Source organism: Streptomyces sp. NPDC031497, assembly GCF_055580905.1.
Window position 1 is genome coordinate 366,736 of the sequence record NZ_JBVIKO010000005.1, and the last position, 22,491, is coordinate 389,226.

A 22,491-nucleotide genomic window follows, 5' to 3' on the forward strand; every position below is an offset into this window, starting at 1 on the left:
CGTCGTACCGTGGTCCCGGCCGGATTCGAACCGGCGTATCCACCTTGAGAGGGTGGCGAGTCTGCCTCTGCTCTACAGGACCTCGTCGCGCGGCCCGGACGACCGGATTCGAACCGGCGTGTCCGCCTGGGCAAGGCGGTGCGCCTGCCTCTGCGCTACGCCCGGCCGCGTCCCGGGATCGTAACCGGGCGCGGCGAGGGACCGTACACATTTTCCGGGGCGGCCGTGGTCCGGCTCTTCCGGAGCGGTCCTGGTCGGACATTTCCGGGGCGGCCGGGTGTCGGCTCTTCCGGGGCGGTCGTGGGTCAGCGGGAGGCGCGCCGGAGTTCCAGCCGCTCCTTCTCGGACAGGCCGCCCCAGACGCCGAAGCGTTCGTCGTTGTCGAGGGCGTACTCCAGGCAGGCCGAACGCATCTCGCACATACCGCAGATGCGCTTCGCCTCGCGCACCGAGCTGCCGGGCTCGGGGAAGAAGAAGTCCGCCCCGGTCTGCGCGCACAGCGCCTGCGCATGCCAGACCGGGACGGGCGTGCGGGGTGGGATGGTGGTGTCGAAGTGCATGGCCAGGATCGTGCCAAGCGGCGAAAAACGTTCGATCAACGCCCGCTCAACGCGGGTGCGGCGGACCACTCCAGCCTCGATCATGCGCGACGGCGCCACGCCTGCGCACGGCGGCGCGCGCAACGGAATCAAAACCCGCCGAGTGCGTCAGGTGACCCACGGTAACCGGGTTCCGGTGGGCGCGCTCCTCAGCGATTGTCAGTGGGCGGTGGAAGACTCGGCTCTGCAATGCACGGGACCCTTCCGAGGAGGGCGATGATGCTCACCACCCGTTTCGTCAACGGCGCTCCCAACTGGATCGACCTCGGCACCCCCGAGATCGACGGCGCCGTCTCCTTCTACAACGGCCTCTTCGGCTGGCAGTTCCAGTCGGCGGGGCCCGACGCCGGCGGTTACGGTTTCTTCCAACTGGACGGCAGGACCGTCGCCGGAGGTATGCAGACCACTCCCGAACAGGGCCCGCCGAGCTGGACCGTGTACTTCCAGAGCGGGGACGCACAGGCCACCGCCAAGACCGCCGAGCAGGCGCACGGCAGCGTCCTCGCCCAGCCGATGGACGTGATGAGCCAGGGCCGGATGGCGATCCTGGCCGACCAGGCGGGCGTGCCCTTCGGAATCTGGCAGCCCGGGCTGACCAAGGGCGTGGACATCGCGGGCGATCCGGGTTCGCTGTGCTGGGTCGAGCTGTACACCCCGGACATCGCGGCGGCCGCCGCTTTCTACCACAAGGTGCTCGGTCTGGAGACCTCCGGAGTGCCCTTCCCGGGCGGCACGTACACGTGTGTCAACCCGGCGGACGGCGACGACGACTCGGTGTTCGGCGGGATGGTCCCGCTGGCCGAGGACCCGGCCGAGGCGCAGATCGGCTCGTACTGGCTGCCGTACTTCGAGGTCGAGGACCCGGACGCGGTGGTGGAGAAGGCGCAGCAGACCGGTGGCAAGGTACGGATGCCGGCGACCACGCTGGAGGGTGTGGGCCGGATGGCCAAGCTGGCCGACCCGTACGGCGCCCGGTTCGCGGTGATCAAGGGCGAGCAGCAGAGCTGAGCCGGAGGCGGCCTAGGCGGTGGCGCGCCGTACCAGTGTCGTGGGCAGGATGACGCTGGACGGCGCGCCCGTCGCCGGCTTGCCCCGGGTCGGGGAGCCCAGCAGGAGCCTGGCCATCAACCGGCCCATCTCCTCGATGTCCTGACGGACCGTCGTCAGTGACGGCTCGGTCTCCTCGGTGACGGGCAGGACGTCGTCGAAGCCGATGACGGCCACGTCCTCGGGCACCCGGCGGCCGCGCTCGCGCAGGACGCGCAGGGCGCCGAGCGCGGTGAGGTCGTTGGCCGCGAACACGGCGTCGACGTCCGGGCAGCGGTCGAGGAGTTCGCCCATGGCGCGTTCGCCGCCGGCGGGGGTGAAGTCGCTCGGCACGACCAGCCGTGGATCGGCCTGCCCCAGGACGTCCATGACGTCCCGGTAGCCCTGGAGGCGGTCGGCGGCCGACGTCTGGTCCAGGGGGCCGGTGATATGGGCGATCCGGGTCCGGCCGAGGCCGGCGAGATGCCGTACGGCGTCCCGGGCGCCGCCCCGGTTGTCGCAGTCGACGTACACGGCGCTGTCGGAGCCGTCGCTCCAGCCGGGCCGTCCGCCGAACACGGTGGGGACGCCGGCGCCCTCGATCAGGCCGGGCAGCGGATCGTCCAGATGGAGCGAGAAGACGAGCGCGCCGTCGACATGGCCGCCGGCGAGGTAGCGGGCCACCCGTGCGTGGTCGTCCCGCCCCTCGGTGAGCAGCAGCACGAGCTGGTTGTCGTGAGCGGTCAACTCCTTGCTGATGCCCCGCAGTTGCAGGGCGAAGAAGGGGTCGGTGAAGATCCGCGTCTCGGGTTCGGCGATGACGACGGCGACCGCGTCGTGCCGTTTGGTCACCAGGCTGCGGGCCGCCTGGTTGGGGACGTAGCCGAGTTCCTCGACCGCTTTCCGGACCCGTTCGACGAGCGGTTCGCGCACCCCGTCCCCGCCGTTGACCACCCGTGACACGGTGGCCCGGGACACCCCGGCCCGCGCGGCCACGGCCTCCAGTGTGGGGCGCGACACTGCCTCGGACACCTCGGCCCTCCTCGTCGGCGGCTGTCGATCAGCATAGCCCCGGGCAGGCGGGGCGACGGGAGCGCTCTCCGGGGCGGGACAGCCTGCCGCGGGCCCGGTGCCCGCTCCGAGTCCGTTCGTCAGGAGGGCTGTTCCGGCCGTGCGCGGCTCGGCTGGACGCGTTTGGGCTCACCCGGCATCTTCGGGTACTCGGGCGGATACGGCAGGTCGCCGAGGCCGTGTTCGTGTTCGTCGCGGCGGGCGAGTTCCAGCAGGGCGTCCAGGGAGTAGGCGTGGTCGTCCATGTCGGCGTGCACATCGCCGACTTCGGCGAAGCGGGCCGGCATCGTGACGAGGTCGAAGTCGCCCGGCTGGACCTCGTCGACCTCCTCCCAGCGCAGCGGTGCGGAGACCGGGGCGTTCGGGCGGGGCCGCAGGGAGTAGGCGGAGGCGATGGTGCGGTCCCGGGCGGTCTGGTTGTAGTCGACGAAGATGCGCTCGCCGCGCTCCTCCTTCCACCACTTGATCGTTACCTGGTCCGGCATCCGGCGTTCCAGCTCACGGCCCACGGCGATCGCGGCGCGCCGGACCTGGGTGAAGGTCCAGCGGGGTTCGATGGGCACGAAGACATGCAGCCCCCGGCCGCCGGAGGTCTTGGGCCAGCCGCGCAGCCCGCCGAACTCGTCGAGGACGGCGCGCAGTTCGTGGGCGGCGCGGACGGCGTCGGCGAAGTCGGTACCGGGCTGCGGATCGAGGTCGATACGGAGTTCGTCGGGACGGTCCACGTCCGCGCGGCGCACCGGCCAGGGGTGGAAGGTGAGGGTGCCGTACTGAGCGGCCCACACCACGGCGGCCTCCTCGGTGGGGCACATCTCGTCGGCGGTGCGGCCGCTGGGAAAGGTGATGTGGGCGGTGGGGATCCAGTCGGGCATGCCCTTGGGCGCGCGCTTCTGGTAGAACCACTCGCCCTCGACGCCGTCGGGGTAGCGCTGGAGGGTGGTGGGGCGGTCGCGCAGGGCGCGCAGGATGCCGGGGGCCACGGCCGCGTAGTAGCGGGCGACGTCCAGCTTGGTGAAACCGCGCTCCGGGAAGAACACCTTGTCGGGGCTGGACAGCCGTACGGTCCGGCCGGCCACCTCCAGTTCCACCGCATCACCCATGCGGCCACCGTAGGCGCACCGCCCGCACCGCGCATATCGGCTCGACACAGTCCCCCGGGCCTCGGTGGGGGTGCAGCGCACGGCGAGCGCGTACCGGGGACCGCTCGCAGAGTCGTGGGGTGGTTCTGCGCCGTCACGGATACCTGCTGGTCAGATGCGGTTTCAGCGGGACCACAAGAGATCGTTTCTCACAATCATCTCTCAAGGTGAAACGCCTCCCGCACGGCAAGGTGAAGGTGACGGCCGCCGCGGGCGGCGCGCTCAGCACGATCGGGAACGTCGGGAGGGCTCTGAACCACCTCGACGGGCAGGCCGCGACCACGTATGTGGTCACGCGGTATCGGATCTCCGGGAACCCGAACGTGCCGTCCGGGACCTACCTGGGGTCGACGGCCGGCCGGTCGGCGAACGGTGGTCTCCTGTAGTAGTACACCGCGCTCTTGAACCCGCCGTACGCGGCCCCCGCGTACGCCTGTCCCGCCTGGGACACCGCGATGCGGTGCCGGCCGACCAGTTGCCCGCGGGCATGGCCCAGGTGCCTGGCCTGCCGGATCAGAGGGATGCCAGCCAGGCCGCCATGTCATCGGGGTGGCCGAAGCGGAGGGTGTCGAGAGGGGCGAAGCGGGGATCGCGGATACGGCGCTCGACTTCGCGGCGGCGGGCCCCGTGCTGCGACCAGGCCCACCAGGCCGGGTGTTCCCGGCTCAGCCAGCCCGTCCAGGTCTCCCTGTTGCCGCCGAAGAGGACCTCGCGCGTGGCGCTGCGCCGGAAGGACCGGCGCAGCACGCGCGGCATGATGACGCGTCTGGGGTAGTCCAGCCAGATCACGGTGTCGGCCCGGTCCCACAGCAGGTCACGGACTTCCGGATAGCCGAGAGAGTCGATGATCCAGCGAGATCCGGCAGCGAGCCTTGACACGTCTTCGGTCAACTTGTCGTTGACGGCCCAGTCGGGGCCGTTGAAGTAGACCGCGTCCATCTCGTGGTAAGGCAGGCCCAGCCGGCTGCTCAAGGTCTGGGCAAGCGTTGATTTGCCCGCGCCGGTGACACCTACCACCAAGATCCGTTCCACGGGGGCACCCTATCCCGGCACCCTGGCGTGAACGCTCCCGCGCTCCTCACCCGAGTCGGGCAGGGTCTTTGCCATCCCTTACTGACCTGGCCCCGTGGGCAGTTCGACTTGCCGGCGGCCGAAGTCGGTGTGGATGCCGCGGATCAGGTGGCGATGTTCATGCGCTGGGTGCCGATGACCTTGAGCAGTTGCAGCGTCCGGTAGGCGCGGGAGTCGGGTTCAGCGGTGAAGATGACCAGCTGCTGGTCCTGGCCTGGCAGGGTCAGGACGTCGAAGTCCAGCTCGATCGGCCCGACTTGAGGGTGCTGGACCTTCTGGTGGTTGTGGTGTTCGATGCGCAGTTCGTGGGAGTTCCACAGGCGGGCGAAGTCCTCGCTGCCGGCGAGCAGTTCGTCGATGAGGGTGCGGAGTTCGGCATTGTCCGGGTAGCGGGCGGCGGCGACGCGCAGATAGCTGACGGCTGCGGTCACGAACCGGTGGGGCTGGGTCATGCCGTAGCCGCGGTGCTGGGCGTCGGGGTGCAGGAAGTAGCGGCGGATGACGTTGCGGTCCGGGCCGGTCAGGGCGGAGAAGTCCTCGAAGAGGGCTGCCGCCAGGGGATTCCAGGCCAGCACCCGGCAGGTGTTGTCGAGTACGAGGGCGCCGGCGTCGGTCAGGCGCTCCAGCAGGTTCAGCGTGCCGGGGTCAACGTTGCGGGAGGGCCCCTGGACAGACTCGGGCGCCGCCTCTCCGGCGAGCCGGAAGAGGTGGGTGCGCTCCTGGTCGGACAGGCGCAGCGCGCGGGCGATGCCGGTCAGGACGGCGTGCGAGGGACGGCGTCCGCGGGCCTGTTCCAGGCGGCTGTAGTGGTCCACGGAGATGTGCGCGAGCTGTGCGACCTCCTCGCGGCGCAGCCCGGGGGTGCGCCGCCTGGGCCCGTACGGCAGGCCGACGTCCTCGGGGCGTACACGTTCCCGTCTGCCGCGCAGGAACGCCGCGAGAGCGTGCTTGTCCATGGGCACCACGGTACGGCGGGTACGCGCCGGCCAGCCACGGACTCTCGGTCCCTGGATACCGCCCCGGCTGCCATCACAGGGTGAAAGCGCAGGCAGAACGACGCGGAAGTACGTGGAAGAAGGCAGGACAAGGCCATGCGGGTATTCAGAACGGGCGTGCTCGACTACGCGATGAGCCAGGGGGTACGCCGGTGAGCGCCTCGGTGACGGCACTGGCCTCGATCGGCGTGGTGGTGCTGGTGTGCGTCGCCGCTTACGGGTACTTCCTGCACAGCCCCAGACCCACCGAACCACGGCTGAGCGCCCCGGTGACGGTGGACACCATCACTGTGGACGACCGGACGCGTGCGTACCGGGCCTTCGTGCCCGCGGACCTGCCGTCCGGCTCGCCGCTGTTGTTCGTCCTGCACGGCTCGCAGCAGGACGGGAAGACCATGCGTACGGTCACCGGGTACGGCTTCGACAGGCTGGCCGAGCGGCACGGGTTCGCGGTGGTCTATCCGGACGGTTACAAGCGCGGCTGGAACGACGGCCGGACCGCGGCGGTCACCCCCGCCCGTAAGGAGGACGTCGACGACGAGGGCCTGATCGCCGCGATCGTCGAGCGGTTCCGGCAGCGTCACGGCATCGACCCCGCCCGGGTGTTCGTCGCCGGCTTCTCCAACGGCGGGCAGATGGCCTTCAGGCTCGCCGCCCGGACGCCGGAGAGGATTGCCGCCATCGCGGTCATCGGGGCGGGCCTGCCCACACCGGACCAGTGGGCGGTTGCGGAGCCGAAGCACCCCCTGCCCGTGCTTCTCATCGCCGGCACAAGCGACCCGATCATGCCGTACGAGGGTGGAGAGGCAAGCATCTTCGGCTTCCAGAAGCGCGGCACCGTGCTGTCCGCCGAGGCCACCGCCCGTGCCTTCGCCGAGGTCAACGGCATCACCCGGCCTCCGATCAGCTGGCCACCGACGACACCGCCGCTGGAGGGAGACGGCGGCGCGGACGGCCCCTCGGTGATCGAGACCCGCTACGCCCAGCCCGGCAAGGCCCCCGTCGTGGCGTTCACGGTCTCCGGCGGCGGCCACACGATCCCCAATCCCGACTACCGCTTCCCCCGGCTCATGGGCAGGACCGACCGCACCCTCGATGCCCCGGCCGCCATCTGGGGCTTCTTCAGCGAGGCCATGCAGGCGGCCGAAACTCCACATCCACGGTGAGAACCACGCCTCCAGCCTCCTGGCTGGGACTCGGCCTACCAGGACCGGGCGGCGTCGAGGAGGGTGTCCCGGACCCGGACTGCGTCGTGGCCGAGTCCGGAGCCGGTGCGCTGGGCGAGGAAACCCGTGTTGATGGGTGGGTCCTCGGGCTCGACGAGGGGGACGAGGGCACCCGTCCGCAGTTCGCCGGCGCACAGGTAGCGGGGCAGGACGGTGAATCCCGCACCTGCCGCGACCGCGGCCAGTACGCCACGCAGGTCGGCCATCACCAATGCGGGCAGGAGGGTCAGACGGGTACGGAAGACGTGCCGCCAGTAGCGGCGTGCGATCGGCATGTCCTCGGCATACGTGACCAGAGGGACGGTGTGGAGCGGGCGAGGGTCGTCGCTGGTGAGCGGGCCGATCCGGGCGGCCCAGGAGGGCGCGCTCACCAGGACGAACTCCTCGTCCATCAGCGGTGTCGCCAGGACCGAGCGCCCGCGCGGACGTACGGCGGACAGGACCAGGTCGAAGCGCCCCGCGCGCAGGCCGTCGAGCAGGTCGTCGGCCAGTCCGGTGGTCACCCGTAGCCGCAGCCCCTGCGCCACGAGCGGCGCGAGGACCGGCAGCACGCGGACCGACAGCATTTCGGCGGGCCCTGCCAGGTGCACCGTCTCGGAGACGCCGGACGTGTCGCGGTCGGCCACTGTGGCGAGCTCGTCCATGGGGGCCGCGATCCGGGCGGCCAGGTCGTCGGCCACCGCGGTCGGGGCGACACCACGGGGCAGCCGCTCGAAGAGCTGGCGGTCCAGCTGCTGCTCCAGGGAGTGGATCTGGCTGGTGACAGTGGGCTGGGCGAGCTTCAGACGGCGGGCCGCCTCGGTGAGGGAACCGGCCCGGTACACGGCGAGGAACGTACGCAGCTGAGTCAGGTCCAACGCCTTGCCGCCGTCCCGCATTCCATCATGTTTTCTATCGGGCATAGGGAAAAGCCTATTGGTTTTTCGATCGCACGGCGATCTACCGTCGGGTCCGTCAGCCGGCGGGTGCGATCTGCCGCCGGATCAGCACTGAAGGAGCACCTACTGTGGGCAGGATTCTGTTCGTCATGACGCAGGCCGACCGTCTCACGCTGAACGACGGCACCCGGCACCCCACCGGTTTCTGGGCCGAGGAATTCGCGGCCCCCTACCGCGCGCTCACCGAGGCCGGACACGAGGTGGTCGTCGCGACCCCGGGCGGCACAGCGCCCACGGTCGACCCGGTGAGCCTCACACCGGACTTCAACGGCGGCGAGGAGGGCGCCGAGGCCGTCGCCGCGTTGCTGGACCGGGCGGCCGAACTGCGCCGGCCGATCGTCCTTGCCGATGTGGACCCGGCCGACTACCTGGCCGTCTTCTACCCAGGCGGTCACGGCCCGATGGAGGACCTGTCGGCGGACGCCGACTCGGCCCGGCTGATCACCGCCACCCTGGAGGCCGGCCGGCCCCTGGCGCTGGTCTGCCACGGCGTGGCCGCCCTGCTGGCGACCGAGCGGCCGGACGGCACCTCGCCGGTCGACGGCTACCGGGTCACCGGGTTCAGCAACGCCGAGGAAGCCGGGACCGGACTCGGCGACAAGGTCAGGTGGCGGTTGCAGGACCGGCTCGTGGCGCTCGGCGTGGACTACACCGAGGGCGAGCCGTGGGCCCCGTACGTGATCACCGACAAAAACCTGATCACAGGTCAGAACCCGGGTTCCTCGGCCGAGTTGGCCGCGGTCCTGCTCAAGACGCTCGGCTGAGCCGGCCACCGGAACGAAGCCCCCGGCGGCGCGCCACGGTTCGGGACCGCCCCCTCGCCAGGCCGTGGCGCGCCTGGCCGTTTCCGGAAAGCCCCTCCATGTCACGTACACACTCACCGGTGAGCTCCCGCTCCCGGGAGCGGATCCTGGTCGCGGTGCTCGGTCTCGCCGCGATGGTCGTGTCCATGATGCAGACCCTCGTGGTGCCGGTCCTCGGCGTCATTCAGGACGACCTGCGTGCCACAGCGGCGGACACGAGCTGGCTCACCAGCGCCACGCTGCTGTCCGCGGCCGTCTGCACACCGCTGCTGGGCCGGCTCGCGGACCAGTACGGCACCAAGCCGGTGCTGATCGGGGTGCTGACGGTCACCCTGGCCGGCTCGGTCCTCGGCGCCACCGCCGACACGTTGCCCTGGCTGATCGTCGCGCGGGCACTGCAGGGGGCCTCCACCGCGGTCTTCGCTCTCGCCCAGTCGGTCCTGCGCAACGGGCTGCCTGCTCGCCGGCTCCCCGGCGCCATGGGGCTGATCAGCGGAACTCTGGCCTTCGGCAATGGACTTGCGCTGGTCGGTGCGGGACTGCTCACCCAGGGGCCCGCGCCCGACTACCACCGCGTCTTCTGGGCGGCGGCCGCCTTGTCCGGCCTCGCCCTGATCGCCACAGCCGTGGCCGTCCCACACTCGGGTACACCGGCCGGCGGACGTACCGACTGGCTCGGGGCCGTGCTCCTGGCCGTCATGCTCACCCTTCTGCTGCTTCCCCTCTCACGCGTCGCCGTGTGGGGCTGGGCGTCCGGCGCGACCCTGGGCTGTTTCGCCGGTGCCGCGGTCACAGCCGCCGTCTGGGCCCTGGCCGAACGCCGCGTCCGTGATCCGCTGGTGGACCTGCGCGTATTCGCCCTGCGGACCGTGGTCTTCGCCAACCTCATGGGCTTTCTGCTGGGTTTCGCCATGTTCTCGCAGTTCCTCGGCATATCGGCGCTGGTGCAGCTTCCCGCCGCACCTGCCGGGTACGGATTCGACGCCACCGTGCTGCGGGCTTCCGTCGGCTACCTCCTGCCGCCCGCGGCGGCCTCCCTGATCGCGGCGCAGGTCGCCGGCGCGCTGGCAGGACGACTCGGAGCCCGCCGAACCCTCGCCTCGGGCGCGGGCTTCGGCGTCGGCGGCTTCGCGCTGCTGGCCTTCGCACATGGCCGGCCCGCCTCCGTCCTCACGGGCGGTGTGCTCGTCGGGATCGCCATCGCCTTCGGGTTCGCCACCCTTCCCGCTGTCCTGCTCGACGCCGTACCCAGAGCGCAGACCGGCGTGGCCAACGGGATCAACTCCGTGTGCCGCTCGGTCGGCAGCGCCGTCGCCAGCGCCCTGCTGGGAACGCTGCTCGCCGGCACGACGGACGCGGGCCTACCCGCCGAGAGCCACTTCACCCTCGCCTTCGGTCTCGCCGGCGGGGCGTTCGCCATCGTGGTGGCGGTGGCCCTGCGCGGCCTCGGAGTCCCTCGCCGCATCGGTACGCCCCTCGGCGAGCCGCACGCCGACCGCGCCGACGAAGGCCGTACCGCCACCGCTTCCACCCCACCCTGACGCGCCGAGCGTCCTCATCCCCCACCCACCCGGCCCGTTCCTGGAGAGACACATGGCATTGATCCTGATCACCGGCGCATCGGACGGGCTCGGCCGCGCCCTCGCGGAAGACCTCGCGGCGGACGGGCGGCACCGGCTGCTGCTGCACGGCCGTGACGCCGGCCGGCTCAAGGAAGTCGTCGAGGCGACCGGCGGTGAGGCATTCCAGGCCGATTTCTCCTCGCTCGCCGAGGTCAAGCTCCTGGCGGAGCGGATCGCGGGAGAACACGACCGGTTGGATGCGCTGGTCAACAACGCCGGCGTCGGATTCCACGCGGACGGCACCACACGTCAAATCTCCCAGGACGGCCACGAACTACGCCTCGCGGTCAACTACCTCGCCCCGGTGCTCCTCAGCCGGGAGTTGCTCCCGCTGCTGCGACGGGCGCGAGAGTCCCGGATCGTGAACGTCGCCTCGATCGGCCAGCAGCCGATGGACTTCGACGACCCGCAACTGGAGCGCGGCTACAGCGACATCGCCGCCTACTGCCGTTCCAAGCTCGCTCTGATCTGTCACACCCGGGAGCTGGCCGAGGAGCTGACCGGCAGCGGCGTCACCGTCAACAGCGTCCACCCGGCGACGTACATGCCCACGGCCATGTCGAGGCGGTCCGGCATGGAGTTCGTCGACACCCTGGAGAAGGGGCTGTCCGCCACCCGCCGACTGGTGGACGCCCCGGAACTCTCCGGCGTCACCGGCCGCTATTTCGAGAGCGGTCTGGAGGCGCGAGCCTCGGAAGAGGCCTACGACCCGAGCTACCTCCGACGCTTGGGCGAACTGACCCGGAGCCTGCTGACGAACGTCTGACCCGAGGCAGGTGGCAGCGACGGCACGAGCGAGGCCGACGTAGGAGGCGAGGCATGCGGCGATGGGAAAGCCGGTGCCGTCGCCGACGGTGACCAGCAGGACTGCGGCGGTTCGCTATACCTGTCTGAGACAGATGAAAACGACCTCTGAGGAGGGTTCAGGAAGGGATGGGTCGTCAGCCAGGGGGTTGAAAGGGGGCTTTGACAGCGTCTCGAGCATGCCTCTTCCCCGTGGACGAGGGTGACGGTGAGGGTCTCGCTGGTGTGGGTGGGTTCGTCGTTGTCGCCGACGGAGTTGTGGGTGCGGCACCGGCCGTGCCGCAGGGGATGGTGGTCGTCATGCCGCACGCTCCACGGGAGCGGCGTGGTTGACGGTGCGGGCGAGCTGCCGCAGGTGAGCGGCGAAGCTCACCAGGTCGTCGGCCACGTCGACGCACCCGACACAGACGCCCACGGGCAGCAGATCTGGCGTTGTCAGAACTGCGGCTGCCACGTGTCCACGAGCGGCAAGGGCAAACCGCACTCGCCCAGCGGCAAGGCGCAATGTGCTCAGGAGCCCTCGACAGAGCACGCGCCCTGACGGCAGAAGCGGGCGTCTCACACTCGTCTCACAGACCCCACGGAAGAACGCAGGCCGGATGCACTCCGACCTGCGCTCTCTGGACTCCATGGACGATTCGGCGGCCCTCTGGACACCGAGTAAATTAGTGGCATGGATCTGCCGGTGATGCCACCTGTGAAGCCGATGCTCGCCAAGTCGGTGGGGACGATCCCGCCGGACATGCAGTACGAGGCGAAGTGGGACGGCTTTCGCGCGATCGTGTTCCGGGACGGCGTCGAGGTGGAGCTCGGCAGCCGCACCGGGAAGCCGTTGACCCGATACTTTCCCGAGCTGGTGGCGGCACTGCGGGAGCGGGTGCCCGAGCGGTGCGTGCTGGACGGGGAGATCGTGATCGCACGGGAGGGCCGGCTGGACTTCGACGCGCTGACCGAGCGGATCCATCCGGCGGACTCCCGGGTGCGCACCCTGGCGGAGCGTACGCCCGCCTCCTTCGTCGCCTTCGACCTGCTGGCGCTGGCCGACGAGTCCCTGCTGGACGTTCCGCTGACCGACCGCCGCGCCCTGCTCACCACCGCGCTGGCCGGGGTCGCCCCACCGGTGCACCTGGCACCGGCGACGACCGATGTGGACGTGGCCCGGCGGTGGTTCGAGCAGTACGAGGGGGCGGGCCTCGACGGGGTCATCGCCAAGCCGCTCACCCTGCGCTATCTCCAGGACGAGCGCGCCATGTTCAAGGTCAAGCACGAGCGGACCGCCGATGTCGTGGTGGCGGGATACCGCTTCCACAAGAGCGGCCCGGTGGTCGGCTCGCTGCTGCTGGGTCTCTACGACGACCGGGGCGCCCTCCAGCATGTGGGCGTGTCGGCCGCGTTCCCGATGAAACGGCGGGCCGAGCTGATCGAGGAACTGGCGCCGCTGCGTATGGACGACGTCTCCGGGCATCCCTGGGCGGCCTGGGCGGAGGAGGCCGCCCACGAGTCGGCCCGGCTGCCCGGCGCGCCGAGCCGCTGGTCGGGCAAGAAGGACCTGTCCTGGGTGCCGCTCCGGCCGGAGCGGGTGGCCGAGGTGGCGTACGACCACATGGAGAACGGCGCCCGCTTCCGGCACACGGCCCGCTTCCGCCGCTGGCGCCCGGACCGCACAGCGGACAGCTGCACCTACGCCCAGCTGGAGGAACCCGTGCGGTACGACCTCGCGGAGATCCTGGGGTCGTAGCCCCGACGCCCTCCGCCCGGGTCGGTCCTTCACCGGCGCGCGATCGGTTTCGACCGGGTATGGCCCCGATGAGCCGACGAGCACACAATCAAGAGGACGAACGGGGTGGCAACGGTGGGCATGCGACACAGGGCGCCGACGCGCCGGACCGCGCTGAGGGCGGTGCTGGCCGCGGCCGTGCTGACGGCCTCCCTCACGGCCGGCTGCACCCGGCACGGCGCCTCGGACGACGGCGGGGCACCGCACGGCAGCCAGGCACCGGACGGGCGGCACACCGCCGGCACCGGCTCCGTACTGGCCGTGAAGATCGACAACGTCGCCGCGGGCCGCCCCCAGACCGGGCTGGATTCCGCCGACGTGGTGTACGCGGAGCAGGTGGAGGGCGGGCTCAGCCGGCTGATGGCGGTGTACGCCACCAAGCTCCCCGAGGTCGTCGGGCCGGTGCGCAGCGCTCGCGAGTCCGACCTGGAACTGCTGCGCCAGTTCGACCGGCCGACGCTCGCCTTCTCCGGTGCCCAGCGCAAGCTGCTCCCGCTGATCGACCGGGCACCGCTGCGGCCGGAGAGCCCCGACGCCGCGTCCGACGCCTACTACCGGGGCAGCGACAAGCCGGCCCCGCACAACCTGTATGTCCGCCCCGCCAAGCTGATGGCCGGCGCACCCGGCAAGGCGGCGCTCACCACCGGCTTCCGCTACGGTCCGGCCCCGGCCGGCGGCACGGTCACCGCCACCCGCACCGTGCGGTATCCGGCGGCCCGCTTCACCTTCACCTGGTCCGCCGGCGAGAAGCGCTGGCTGGTGTCGATGGACGGCACCCCGGCCCGGACCACGGCCGGCAAGCGGGTGGCGGCCGCGACGGTCGTGGTGCAGCACGTGCGAATACGCACGTCCAGGTATCACGACGTGCTCGGCAACTACACGCCGTTCACCGAGACGGTGGGGTCGGGCAACGCCGAAGTGCTGCGGGACGGGCGGTCCTTCGGGGCCACCTGGACACGGCAGGAGGCCGGCGACGGTACGACGTTCACCGGGGCGGACGGCAGTCCGGTGGACTTCGCCGACGGGCAGGTCTGGGTGGTGTTCGCCAAGGCCTAGGTGTGCTGTCCCGGGACGAGGGGCTCCCTGGGATTGCGCAGCCCCTCCGCCGCGTCCGAAACGCGGCGGATCAGATCGAAGAACTGGGTCTGCTCCTCGGCGGAGAGCGGGGCCAGGAAGACCTGGTTCATCCGGGCGGTGCGCACGGTGAGCTTGCGGTGGGTGCGCAGCCCGTCGTCGGTGAGCCGCAGCAGGAAGCGGCGGCCGTCCTGCGGGTCGCGCACCTTGTCGACGAGCCCGCGCCGGCCGAGCCTGCTGATGACCTCGGCGATGGTCGACCGGTCAAGACCCACCCGCTCCCCCACCGTGCGCTGGTCCAGCCCCGGCTCGGCGACGAGCGCGTTCAGGACGGCGAACTGCGGCGAGGTGATCTCCTCCGAGACCATCGTGTTCCACAGCAGGTAGTGGGCCTGCTGAAGCCGCCGGGCCAGGTGCCCGGGGTGGGTGGTGAGGTCCACCGCGGCCATATGCGCCCCCAAGATCCGAATTGATTGGTGCACTGAACGATACTCGCAGTCACCACATCCTGTCTGTACACCCGTCTGCCATCACCCAAGCTCTTGACGGGTAGCAGGACCAGTGGCAGCGTGAAAGATGTCTCGCTGAAATACTCAGTGCCCTGATTAATTTCTTGATCGAGATGGAGCTTCACGGATGGACGAGGTGGTCGCCACGGCCGGGGAGGCGGTGGCCGACGCGCCGCAGGGCGCGTCGCCGGCGTCGCACGAGCGCGGGCTGAGCTGATCCCGCAGGGCATCCACGCGGCGGAGCCGCACATCGATACAGCCCCGCGCCCCCGACGGGGCACTCACACCTGGGACTTTCCATGACACTCACCCAAGCCGACATCGACCTCGAGATCGCCGCCGAGCACGCGGCGTACGAAAAGCGCGTCGCCGAAGGCGCTCCCGTCGAGCATCACCCCCGCCGGGACTACGACCCCTACCGTTCCTCCGTCCTCCGGCACCCCATACAACCCCTGGTCGCCATCGACACCAGCAAGGATCCGGAGCTGGTGGAGCTGCACTCGCCCGCCTTCGGGGAGCGGGACATCACCGCGATCGACAACGATCTGACCCGGCAGCACACCGGTGAGCCCATCGGCGAGCGCATCACGGTCTCCGGGCGGCTGCTCGACCGGGACGGCCGGCCGATCCGAGGTCAGCTGATAGAGATCTGGCAGGCCAACTCGGCGGGCCGCTACGCGCACCAGCGCGAGCAGCACGACGCCCCGCTGGATCCGAACTTCACGGGTGCCGGCCGTACGATCACCGACGCCGACGGCGGTTACCGCTTCACCACCGTCCAGCCGGGCCCCTACCCCTGGCGCAACCACCTCAACGCGTGGCGTCCGGCGCACATCCACTTCTCGATGTTCGGTACGGCGTTCACCCAGCGGCTCGTGACGCAGATGTATTTCCCGAGCGACCCGCTGTTCCCGTACGACCCGATCATCCAGTCCGTGACGGACGACGCGGCCCGGCAGCGCCTGGTCGCGACCTACGACCACAGCCTGTCCGTGCCGGAGTTCTCGATGGGCTACCACTGGGACATCGTGCTGGACGGCCCGCACGCCACCTGGCTCGAAGAAGGGCGCTGAGCTGCCATGACGAAGATCGACACGAGCAGCCCCGACCAGGTGCTGCCCACCCCGTCGCACACGGTCGGCCCGTTCTACGGCTACGCGCTGCCGTTCCGCGGCGGCGAGGAGATCGCGCCCCTCGGCCATCCGGACACGATCACGGTCCACGGGTACGTCCTCGACGGCGAGGGCGACCCGCTGCCGGACGCCTTCGTGGAGCTGTGGGGCGCCGACCCGGACGGGAACGTCTCCACGACCGACGGCTCGATCCGGCGCGACCCCGCGACCGGTGACCACCTCGGCCGCAACGGCGTGGAATTCACCGGCTGGGGCCGGATCCAGACGGACGCCGACGGGCACTGGTACGCGCGGACGCTGCGGCCGGGCGCCCGCGGCGACAGCGCGCCCTACATCAGCGTGTGCGTCTTCGCGCGCGGCCTGCTCATGCACCTGTTCACCCGGCTCTATCTGCCCGGCGACGACACCGCGCTCAGCGCCGACCCGCTGCTCACCCGGGTGGGCGAGCGACGCGACACGCTGGTCGCCGCCGACGAGGGCCGGGGGACCTACCGTTTCGACATCCGCCTTCAGGGCGAGGGCGAAACGGTCTTCCTGGAGTTCCAGTGACTCCCCCACCCTCCGGTCGGGAGGTGCCCCCAGTGGGTTACGGCGACGGTGACACCGGGCTGCTCGGTCCCGGGTGGACCGGGTCCGCCGCCGCGTCCGCGACCGGAGACGGCGCCTATCTGCGGGCACTGCTGGACGCGGAGGCGGCCCTCACCCGCGCCCAGGCCGCGCTGGGGCTGGCCCCGGCCGAGGCCGCCGCGGCCGTGACCGAGGCGGCCGATCCGGACCGCTTCGACGTCGGCGCCCTCGCGGAGCGCGCCCGCGCCGGCGGCAACCCGGTCATCCCGCTGGTCGCCGACCTGACGAAGGCGGTCGGCACGGAGTACGGGCCGTTCGTGCACCGGGGCGCCACCAGCCAGGACATCATGGACACGGCGACGATGCTGGTCGCCGCCCGCACCCTGGACCTGGTCCTCGCCGACCTCGGGCGTACCGAGCGGGAGCTGGCCCGGACGGCCGCCGAGCACCGCGACACCCCGATGCCGGGGCGTACGCTCACCCAGCACGCCGTACCGACGACCTTCGGGCTGAAGGCGGCCGGCTGGCGTTCGCTGGTCCTCGACGCCCGGGACCGCACGGCCCGGGTCCGCGAGTCGCTGCCCGTTCAACTCGGGGGCGCGGCAGGCACGTTGGCGGCCTTCGGCGCGTACGGCGCGGCACACGCCGAAGAGCTGCCGGCGGCGTACGCACGGCAACTCGCGCTGACCGCACCTCTGTTGCCGTGGCACACCCTGCGTACACCCGTCGCCGATCTCGCCGGGTGCCTCGCCTTCACGGCCGGGGCACTGGGCAAGGTCGCCGTGGATGTGCTGACGCTGTCCCGGACCGAGATCGGTGAGCTCTCCGAGGGCAGCGGGGGCGGTTCGTCGGCGATGCCGCACAAGGCGAACCCCGTGCGCTCCACGCTCGTCGTCGCCGCCGCCCGTCGGGCCCCGCAGCTCGCGGCCGTCCTGTACGGCTCCCTGGTCGCCGAGGACGAGCGGCCGGCCGGCGCCTGGCATGCCGAGTGGGAGCCGTTGCGGGACCTGCTGCGCGCCACCGGGGGCGCGGCGCGGGACGCGGCGGAGCTGGCGGAGGGGCTGCGGGTGCACCCGGAGGCGATGCGCCGGAACCTGGATCTCACCCATGGGCTGATCGTCTCCGAGCGGCTGTCCGCCGGACTGGCCCCCGTGCTCGGCCGGTCCCGGGCGAAGGAACTGCTCACCGAACTCGCCCGCCGTACCAACACCGAGCGGCGTACGCTGCGTGAACTCCTCGCGGAGGAAACCGAGTTGAAGGACATCGACCTCGACGACCTGACCGACCCGGCCCGCTACACCGGCTCCGCCGGCGCCCTCACCGACCGTGCACTGGAGCGACGTTGATCGAGAACCTCCTCAACCACCGTGCCGAAGGCCCCACCTCCGCTCCCCCGCTGCTGCTCGGGCCGTCGCTCGGCACCTCGTACGCGCTGTGGGACGCGGTGGCGCCCGAACTGTCGACGCGCCACCGGGTGGTGCGCTGGAACCTGCCGGGGCACGGCGGCTCGGCACCCGGTCTGATCAAGGCGGGGGCGACCGTCGGAGACCTCGCCGACCTGGTGCTCGCGCTCGCCGACTCGCTCGGCATCGAGCGGTTCGGGTATGCCGGGGTGTCGCTGGGCGGCGCGGTCGGGCTGCACCTGGCCGTCCACCACCCGGACCGGCTGGAGAGCCTGGCCGTGATCTGCTCCTCCGCCCACTTCAACGGCTCCAAGCCCTGGGAGGAGCGGGCCGAGCGGGTGCGCCGGGAGGGCGTGCGGTGGCTCGCGGAGAACGCGGGCTCCCGCTGGTTCACGCCCGGCTTCACCGTGCCCCGCCTCGTCGAGGACCAGCGGACCGTGGACCCGGAGGCGTACGCCGCCTGCTGCGACGCGCTGGCCGCCTTCGACCTGCGGGACCGGCTCGGCGAGATCGCCGTACGCACCCTGCTGATCGCGGGCCGCCAGGACCCCGCGACCCCGCCGCCGCATCTGCGGGAGATCGCGGACGCGGTACCGGCGTCCACGCTGGTCGAGCTGCCGGGCGCCTCCCACCTGGCGCCGGCGCAGTGTCCCGAGGCCGTCCTCACCGCGCTCCGCTCGCACCTCGACGGCGGCGCCAGGCGGGGCATGGCGGTGCGCCGGGAGGTGCTGGGCGACACGCACGTCGACCGGGCACAGGCCCGCCAGACGCCGTTCACGGCCCGCTTCCAGGACTTCATCGCGCGCTACGCCTGGGGCGAGATCTGGACCGACCCCACCCTCTCCCGCCGCGAACGCAGCATGATCACCCTCACCGCGCTGGTCGCGCACGGCCACCACGACGAGCTGGCCATGCATGTACGGGCCGCCCGGCGCAACGGGCTCACTCCGGAGGAGATCGGCGCGGTCCTGCTGCAGACGGCCGTGTACTGCGGGGTTCCGGCGGCGAACTCGGCGTTCGCGGCGGCCCAGCGGGTGCTGGCCGAGGAGGAAGGGTGACCCTGGCGGTCGTAGCCCCAGCAGGATCAGGCAACCGGTGGTGGTCCGTGCCTAGGCTGGAAGCATGTCCACCATTCTGATCACCGGTGCCACCTCCGGGCTCGGCCGGTATGTCGCCTTCGAACTGGTCCGCTCCGGCCATGTCGTCCTCGCGCACGGACGGGATCCGGGTCGTACCGAGGCGCTGGTCGAGGAACTGCGCACCGAGGGGGACGCGGAGGGCTTCGTCGCGGACCTGGCCTCGCTGGCGCAGGTCCGCGAGCTGGGCGAGCGGGTCGCCGACGCGCGCCCCGACCTGGACGTACTGATCAACAACGCGGGCGTCGGAGCCGGTACGCCCGGCTCGGGGCGCGAACTGAGCGCCGACGGCCACGAACTGCGCCTGGCCGTCAACTATTTGGCCCCGGTGACCCTGACCCACGCCCTGCTGCCGGTCCTGCGCGCCGACGCCCCGGCCCGGATCGTCAACGTGGGCTCGGCCGGCCAGGAGCCCCTGGACTTCGACGACCCCGAGTTCACCCGCGGCTACCAGGGCTTCGCGGCCTACTGCCGGGCCAAGTTCGCCTTGGCGGCCCATACCTTCGCCTTGGCCGAGGAGTTGACGGGCACGGGCGTCGCAGTGAATGTCCTGCACCCCGCCACCTTCATGGACACGGCGATGGTGAGGGAGGGCGGAGTAGCGCCCTGGAGCACGGTGGCGGACGGCGCCCCGGGCGTACTGGCCCTGGCGACAAGGGACTTGGGTACGGGCGGCTACTTCGACGGCACGAGCAGGGCACGGGCGCACGAGGCGACGTACGACCGTGACGTACAGAAACGGCTGTCAGCAGTGACTGATCAACTCCTCGCTCTGTAGCGCCCCGTAGGGGGCGCGGGGCTGTATCGATATGCGGCTGCCGCCGCGTGGGCGCGACCAGCCGGAGACGGCCCGCGCCCGTCAGCGCAACCCCCGCCCGGTATCCAGAACCTCCCGCGCCTGGGCGACCAACCCGTCCGCCCCGCACGAACGCGCCAACGCCAGCCCCCGGTTCAACTCGGCCACCGACCGCGCGGCGATCCCGTACTCCACCCGCGCCGCCGCGTGCTCGTACTGACACGGCGACGCCTCCAGATAGGCAACCGCCTGCGAGGCGAGCCGCACCTGCCGCTGCCCGGTCTCCAGCGCGGCGGCGCACCGCAGTGCCTCGCCGATCGCCGTGTCCGTGCCGAACCGCTCGGCGTGCCGCCGCGCGTCCGCCGCCAGCCGCGCCGCCCGCGCCGGGTCCTCGCCCGCGAGGGCCCGGGCGAGGTCGAGCGCCCAGGGCACCACCACCGGGTTGAAGTGGCCGCGCGCGGTGGCCGCCTTCTCCGCGGCCTCCAGTTCGTTGACGGCCTCCTTCGTACGGCCGACGGCGAGCAGCAGCCGGCCGCGCACGGAGCGTGGGTCCGGCATCACGATCGTGGAAGGGTACGGCGGTGCGAAACCGTACTGCTCGGCCGTCTCCCAGGCCTGCTGGACATGGCCGCGGGCGAGCAGCGTGTCGACCAGGTTGCAGGTGGCGGTCCAGTACAGGGGCAGTCTGCGGCCGACCCGCTCGGCGATCCGCAAGGACTCCCGCAGGGATGTCTCCGCGTCCCGCAGCCGGCCGCGCCTGCGGTGGGCGAGGCCCACATAGGCATGGGCGAGGGCGAGATGGCCACCGCTCCAGCCGGCGGACTCGTAGGCGCGCAGGGCCTCGTTGTAGAGGCTCTCCGCGCGGTCGAGGCGGTCGGTGTAGACGTAGGCGTTGGCGAGCATCAGCAGCAGCTCGATGCCCCACTCGGTGTCGGTCCAGCCGAGTCCGGGAGCGAGCCGGCCGTTGACGAGGGAGCGGTCGCACAGTTCCACCACCTCTTCGGCGCTCTCCCCCTGGATGAGGAGGTCGAAGCCGCGCAGCATCAGCAGGGCGCGCTCGGAGTTGTCCCGGCCGGTGCAGTTGTCGGTGAGCTCGCCGAGGCGTTCGGAGCGGCGCGGGGAGACGGCCTCGCCGGCGATGCCCTCCCACATGAACTGGACGGCCTGCAGCCGGAGTCTGGCGGGGCCCTCCTCGTGCCGGGCGGCCTCCGCCTCGACCGTGCGGACGGCTTCCTCCAGCTGGTCGTTGTGGAGGAGGGCCTGGGAGAGGCGGAAGACGGCGTCGACGCGTTCGGCGCCGCCGAGGCCGGGCATGCCGAGTGCGCTCCGCAGGTGGCCGATGGTGACGGCGGGCTTGGTGAGCAGGGTGGCGCAGCCCAGTTCGTAGAGCACCCGCGCGTGGACCTCGGGTACGGGCGGTTCCACCAGGGCCCGTTCGAGGCAGCGGCGGGCCGCGTCCGGGGCGCCGACGGCGAGGTGTTCCTTGGCCGCGTCCCGCAGCTGCTGGACGAGCTCCTCGTCGTCGTCCGGATGCACCTTCAGCAGATGGCGGGAGGCCTCGGCGATGCCCCGGCCGTCGTCGATGACGATCTGGGCGGCGATGCCGTGCATGGCGGTGCACATCGCCGGCGGGATGGAGTTGTAGACGGCGCTGGCGATCAGCGGGTGGACGAACTCCAGGTCACCGGCGTGGGAGCGGGAGCCGGCCGGGTCGGGTGCGGTGAGGATACGGGCGCTGCGCAGCAGTTCGGCGCAGCGCTCGGCGTCCTCCACGGTCATGGTGGCGAGCTGGGCGACCAGGTCGACGGAGATGCCGGTGCCGAGGATGGCGGCGGCCCAGGCGAACCGGGTGGCGTCGATGCCGAGGCCTTCGAGGCGGGTGACGAGTCCGCCGCCGCGGGCCGACCGGTTGAGCGCGCGCAGTTCACCGGCCCGGGCCTCGACGGGTTCGACCTCGCTGTCCTGGACCTTGGCGAGGAGTTCGACGGTCTCGTAGGGGTTGCCGCCGGTGACGGCCCAGACCTCGCGGCAGAACGGGGCGTCGGCGTGCGCGCCCAGGGTGGCGAGGGTGAGTCCGGCGGTGGCGTCCGGGGTGAGGGCGCTGAGATTGTGCACGGGGTTCGTGGCCGCGGCGGCCACCGTGTCGAGGTAGCGGGCGCTGTCGCCGCCGACGTCGCCGGGGCGGCGGGCGACCAGCACGAGGACGGGCAGATCATCGAGACGCTCCACGAAGGCGGCGAGCCAGGCCAGGGTCTCCTGGTCGGCCCAGTGCGCGTCGTCGATCAGCAGCACCAGCGGCCAGTCGCGTTTGGCCAGCCGGCGGACGGCGGCGACCAGGCCGTCGCAGACGCCCTGCGGGTCGGCCTGGCGCTCACCGGGGTCGGTGATGCCCAGGGCGGGGCCGGCGATGTCGTACCAGTCGCCGAGGTACTCCCGGGCCTCGTCGGGGAGCAGGGAGACCAGGGCCGGCTGGAGCAGCTGCCGTACGACGTTGAAGGGAACGCTGCGCAGGGTCTCGCCGCCGCGGGTGGACCAGACGGTGCAGCCGCGGCGCTTGGCGATACGGCGGGTCTCGGCCAGCAGCGCGGTCTTGCCGAGTCCGGCCTCGCCGCGCAGGACCAGCAGGTTCCCCGGGGTGGAGCGGTCGGCACACAGGAGGTCGAGCGCCTCGGTGATGGCGGCGATCTCGGCGTCGCGCTCCCAGAGGGGAGCAGAGGAGCCCTCCAGGGGTAGTTCCTCCGTCATCCCGTTACCTCCCCAAGTCGCCCGAACGACGTACAGACCACGAGCCTAGCCGTCCTG

At 71.6% G+C, this 22,491-nt stretch carries 22 protein-coding genes and 2 tRNA genes; 13 read left to right on the plus strand and 11 right to left on the minus strand.

Annotated elements, in window-relative coordinates; translation table 11 throughout:
- Window positions 1-10: 10 nt before the first annotated feature.
- The 3 genes from ACZ5K7_RS13060 to ACZ5K7_RS13070 form a co-directional block, all read right to left on the minus strand.
- Window positions 11-82, minus strand: a tRNA-Glu gene (locus ACZ5K7_RS13060).
- Between the two features lie 11 nt (window positions 83-93).
- Window positions 94-165: transfer RNA gene (locus ACZ5K7_RS13065), tRNA-Gly, on the minus strand.
- 140 nt (window positions 166-305) lie between these two features.
- Entirely contained in the window at window positions 306-560 is a 255-nt protein-coding gene (locus tag ACZ5K7_RS13070) for a WhiB family transcriptional regulator (protein WP_351705417.1), read from the minus strand.
- Between the two features lie 258 nt (window positions 561-818).
- Between ACZ5K7_RS13070 and ACZ5K7_RS13075 the strand changes: the two genes are divergently transcribed.
- Window positions 819-1,607 (plus strand): VOC family protein, encoded by a 789-nt coding sequence (locus tag ACZ5K7_RS13075; RefSeq protein WP_351705809.1) that lies wholly within the window; start codon window positions 819-821, stop codon window positions 1,605-1,607.
- A gap of 12 nt (window positions 1,608-1,619) precedes the next feature.
- Here the strand turns inward: ACZ5K7_RS13075 and ACZ5K7_RS13080 are convergent, their stop codons facing one another.
- Together ACZ5K7_RS13080 and ligD are read right to left on the minus strand one after the other, a co-directional pair.
- Entirely contained in the window at window positions 1,620-2,657 is a 1,038-nt protein-coding gene (locus ACZ5K7_RS13080) for a LacI family DNA-binding transcriptional regulator (protein WP_450973060.1), read from the minus strand.
- A 119-nt stretch (window positions 2,658-2,776) separates the two neighbouring features.
- On the minus strand, window positions 2,777-3,796 hold the full coding sequence (gene ligD, locus ACZ5K7_RS13085; RefSeq protein WP_351705411.1) for a non-homologous end-joining DNA ligase: 1,020 nt from the start codon (window positions 3,794-3,796) through the stop codon (window positions 2,777-2,779).
- Between the two features lie 206 nt (window positions 3,797-4,002).
- Here ligD and ACZ5K7_RS13090 point away from each other — a divergent pair, with 206 nt between their 5' ends.
- A complete protein-coding gene (locus ACZ5K7_RS13090; protein ID WP_468913035.1) occupies window positions 4,003-4,221 on the plus strand; it encodes a hypothetical protein in 219 nt (72 codons plus the stop codon).
- Between the two features lie 127 nt (window positions 4,222-4,348).
- Here the strand turns inward: ACZ5K7_RS13090 and ACZ5K7_RS13095 are convergent, their stop codons facing one another.
- Entirely contained in the window at window positions 4,349-4,867 is a 519-nt protein-coding gene (locus ACZ5K7_RS13095; RefSeq protein ID WP_468913036.1) for a P-loop NTPase family protein, read from the minus strand.
- Between the two features lie 143 nt (window positions 4,868-5,010).
- A complete protein-coding gene (locus ACZ5K7_RS13100; protein ID WP_468913038.1) occupies window positions 5,011-5,862 on the minus strand; it encodes a helix-turn-helix transcriptional regulator in 852 nt (283 codons plus the stop codon).
- A 191-nt stretch (window positions 5,863-6,053) separates the two neighbouring features.
- On the opposite strand from ACZ5K7_RS13100, the gene ACZ5K7_RS13105 reads away from it, so the two are divergent.
- A complete protein-coding gene (locus ACZ5K7_RS13105) occupies window positions 6,054-7,067 on the plus strand; it encodes a CE1 family esterase (RefSeq protein WP_468913040.1) in 1,014 nt (337 codons plus the stop codon).
- 35 nt (window positions 7,068-7,102) lie between these two features.
- Here the strand turns inward: ACZ5K7_RS13105 and ACZ5K7_RS13110 are convergent, their stop codons facing one another.
- Window positions 7,103-8,005 carry a LysR family transcriptional regulator gene (locus ACZ5K7_RS13110; RefSeq protein ID WP_468913042.1) on the minus strand — a complete coding sequence of 301 codons (903 nt, stop codon included), beginning with the start codon at window positions 8,003-8,005 and terminating at the stop codon, window positions 7,103-7,105.
- 128 nt (window positions 8,006-8,133) lie between these two features.
- On the opposite strand from ACZ5K7_RS13110, the gene ACZ5K7_RS13115 reads away from it, so the two are divergent.
- The 3 genes from ACZ5K7_RS13115 (at window position 8,134) to ACZ5K7_RS13125 (ending at window position 11,256) form a co-directional block, all read left to right on the plus strand.
- Complete coding sequence (locus ACZ5K7_RS13115) at window positions 8,134-8,829, plus strand: type 1 glutamine amidotransferase domain-containing protein (RefSeq protein ID WP_450973064.1); 696 nt, start codon at window positions 8,134-8,136, stop codon at window positions 8,827-8,829.
- Between the two features lie 119 nt (window positions 8,830-8,948).
- Window positions 8,949-10,409: an MFS transporter gene (locus ACZ5K7_RS13120; RefSeq protein WP_468913044.1), complete on the plus strand. Its 1,461-nt coding sequence runs from the start codon at window positions 8,949-8,951 to the stop codon at window positions 10,407-10,409.
- Between the two features lie 52 nt (window positions 10,410-10,461).
- Window positions 10,462-11,256 (plus strand): SDR family NAD(P)-dependent oxidoreductase, encoded by a 795-nt coding sequence (locus tag ACZ5K7_RS13125; protein ID WP_468913046.1) that lies wholly within the window; start codon window positions 10,462-10,464, stop codon window positions 11,254-11,256.
- Between the two features lie 336 nt (window positions 11,257-11,592).
- Here ACZ5K7_RS13125 and ACZ5K7_RS13130 read toward each other — a convergent pair whose 3' ends face one another.
- A complete protein-coding gene (locus tag ACZ5K7_RS13130; RefSeq protein ID WP_351705384.1) occupies window positions 11,593-11,748 on the minus strand; it encodes a hypothetical protein in 156 nt (51 codons plus the stop codon).
- 219 nt (window positions 11,749-11,967) lie between these two features.
- Here ACZ5K7_RS13130 and ACZ5K7_RS13135 point away from each other — a divergent pair, with 219 nt between their 5' ends.
- Together ACZ5K7_RS13135 and ACZ5K7_RS13140 are read left to right on the plus strand one after the other, a co-directional pair.
- Window positions 11,968-13,032 carry an ATP-dependent DNA ligase gene (locus ACZ5K7_RS13135; RefSeq protein WP_351705381.1) on the plus strand — a complete coding sequence of 355 codons (1,065 nt, stop codon included), beginning with the start codon at window positions 11,968-11,970 and terminating at the stop codon, window positions 13,030-13,032.
- 120 nt (window positions 13,033-13,152) lie between these two features.
- The gene (locus ACZ5K7_RS13140; RefSeq protein WP_468913048.1) at window positions 13,153-14,127 is read left to right on the plus strand and encodes a DUF3048 domain-containing protein; all 975 of its coding nucleotides are present in this window, start codon (window positions 13,153-13,155) and stop codon (window positions 14,125-14,127) included.
- Here the strand turns inward: ACZ5K7_RS13140 and ACZ5K7_RS13145 are convergent.
- A complete protein-coding gene (locus tag ACZ5K7_RS13145) occupies window positions 14,124-14,594 on the minus strand; it encodes a MarR family winged helix-turn-helix transcriptional regulator (RefSeq protein WP_468913050.1) in 471 nt (156 codons plus the stop codon). The two genes, ACZ5K7_RS13140 and ACZ5K7_RS13145, sit on opposite strands and share 4 nt — an antisense overlap.
- A gap of 359 nt (window positions 14,595-14,953) precedes the next feature.
- Between ACZ5K7_RS13145 and pcaH the strand changes: the two genes are divergently transcribed.
- The 5 genes from pcaH to ACZ5K7_RS13170 all read left to right on the plus strand — a co-directional run bounded on the left by pcaH (window position 14,954) and on the right by ACZ5K7_RS13170 (window position 19,671).
- Entirely contained in the window at window positions 14,954-15,727 is a 774-nt protein-coding gene (pcaH, locus tag ACZ5K7_RS13150; protein ID WP_351711462.1) for a protocatechuate 3,4-dioxygenase subunit beta, read from the plus strand.
- A 6-nt stretch (window positions 15,728-15,733) separates the two neighbouring features.
- Complete coding sequence (gene pcaG, locus ACZ5K7_RS13155) at window positions 15,734-16,336, plus strand: protocatechuate 3,4-dioxygenase subunit alpha (RefSeq protein WP_468913052.1); 603 nt, start codon at window positions 15,734-15,736, stop codon at window positions 16,334-16,336.
- A 32-nt stretch (window positions 16,337-16,368) separates the two neighbouring features.
- Window positions 16,369-17,700 carry a 3-carboxy-cis,cis-muconate cycloisomerase gene (gene pcaB / locus ACZ5K7_RS13160; RefSeq protein WP_468913257.1) on the plus strand — a complete coding sequence of 444 codons (1,332 nt, stop codon included), beginning with the start codon at window positions 16,369-16,371 and terminating at the stop codon, window positions 17,698-17,700.
- Window positions 17,697-18,815 carry a bifunctional 3-oxoadipate enol-lactonase/4-carboxymuconolactone decarboxylase PcaDC gene (gene pcaDC / locus ACZ5K7_RS13165; protein ID WP_468913054.1) on the plus strand — a complete coding sequence of 373 codons (1,119 nt, stop codon included), beginning with the start codon at window positions 17,697-17,699 and terminating at the stop codon, window positions 18,813-18,815. Before pcaB ends, pcaDC begins: the two co-directional genes overlap by 4 nt.
- Window positions 18,816-18,879: 64 nt before the next feature.
- On the plus strand, window positions 18,880-19,671 hold the full coding sequence (locus ACZ5K7_RS13170; RefSeq protein WP_351711468.1) for an SDR family NAD(P)-dependent oxidoreductase: 792 nt from the start codon (window positions 18,880-18,882) through the stop codon (window positions 19,669-19,671).
- 81 nt (window positions 19,672-19,752) lie between these two features.
- On the opposite strand, the gene ACZ5K7_RS13175 is transcribed toward ACZ5K7_RS13170, so the two are convergent.
- Window positions 19,753-22,434: an ATP-binding protein gene (locus ACZ5K7_RS13175; RefSeq protein WP_468913056.1), complete on the minus strand. Its 2,682-nt coding sequence runs from the start codon at window positions 22,432-22,434 to the stop codon at window positions 19,753-19,755.
- Window positions 22,435-22,491: the final 57 nt, after the last annotated feature.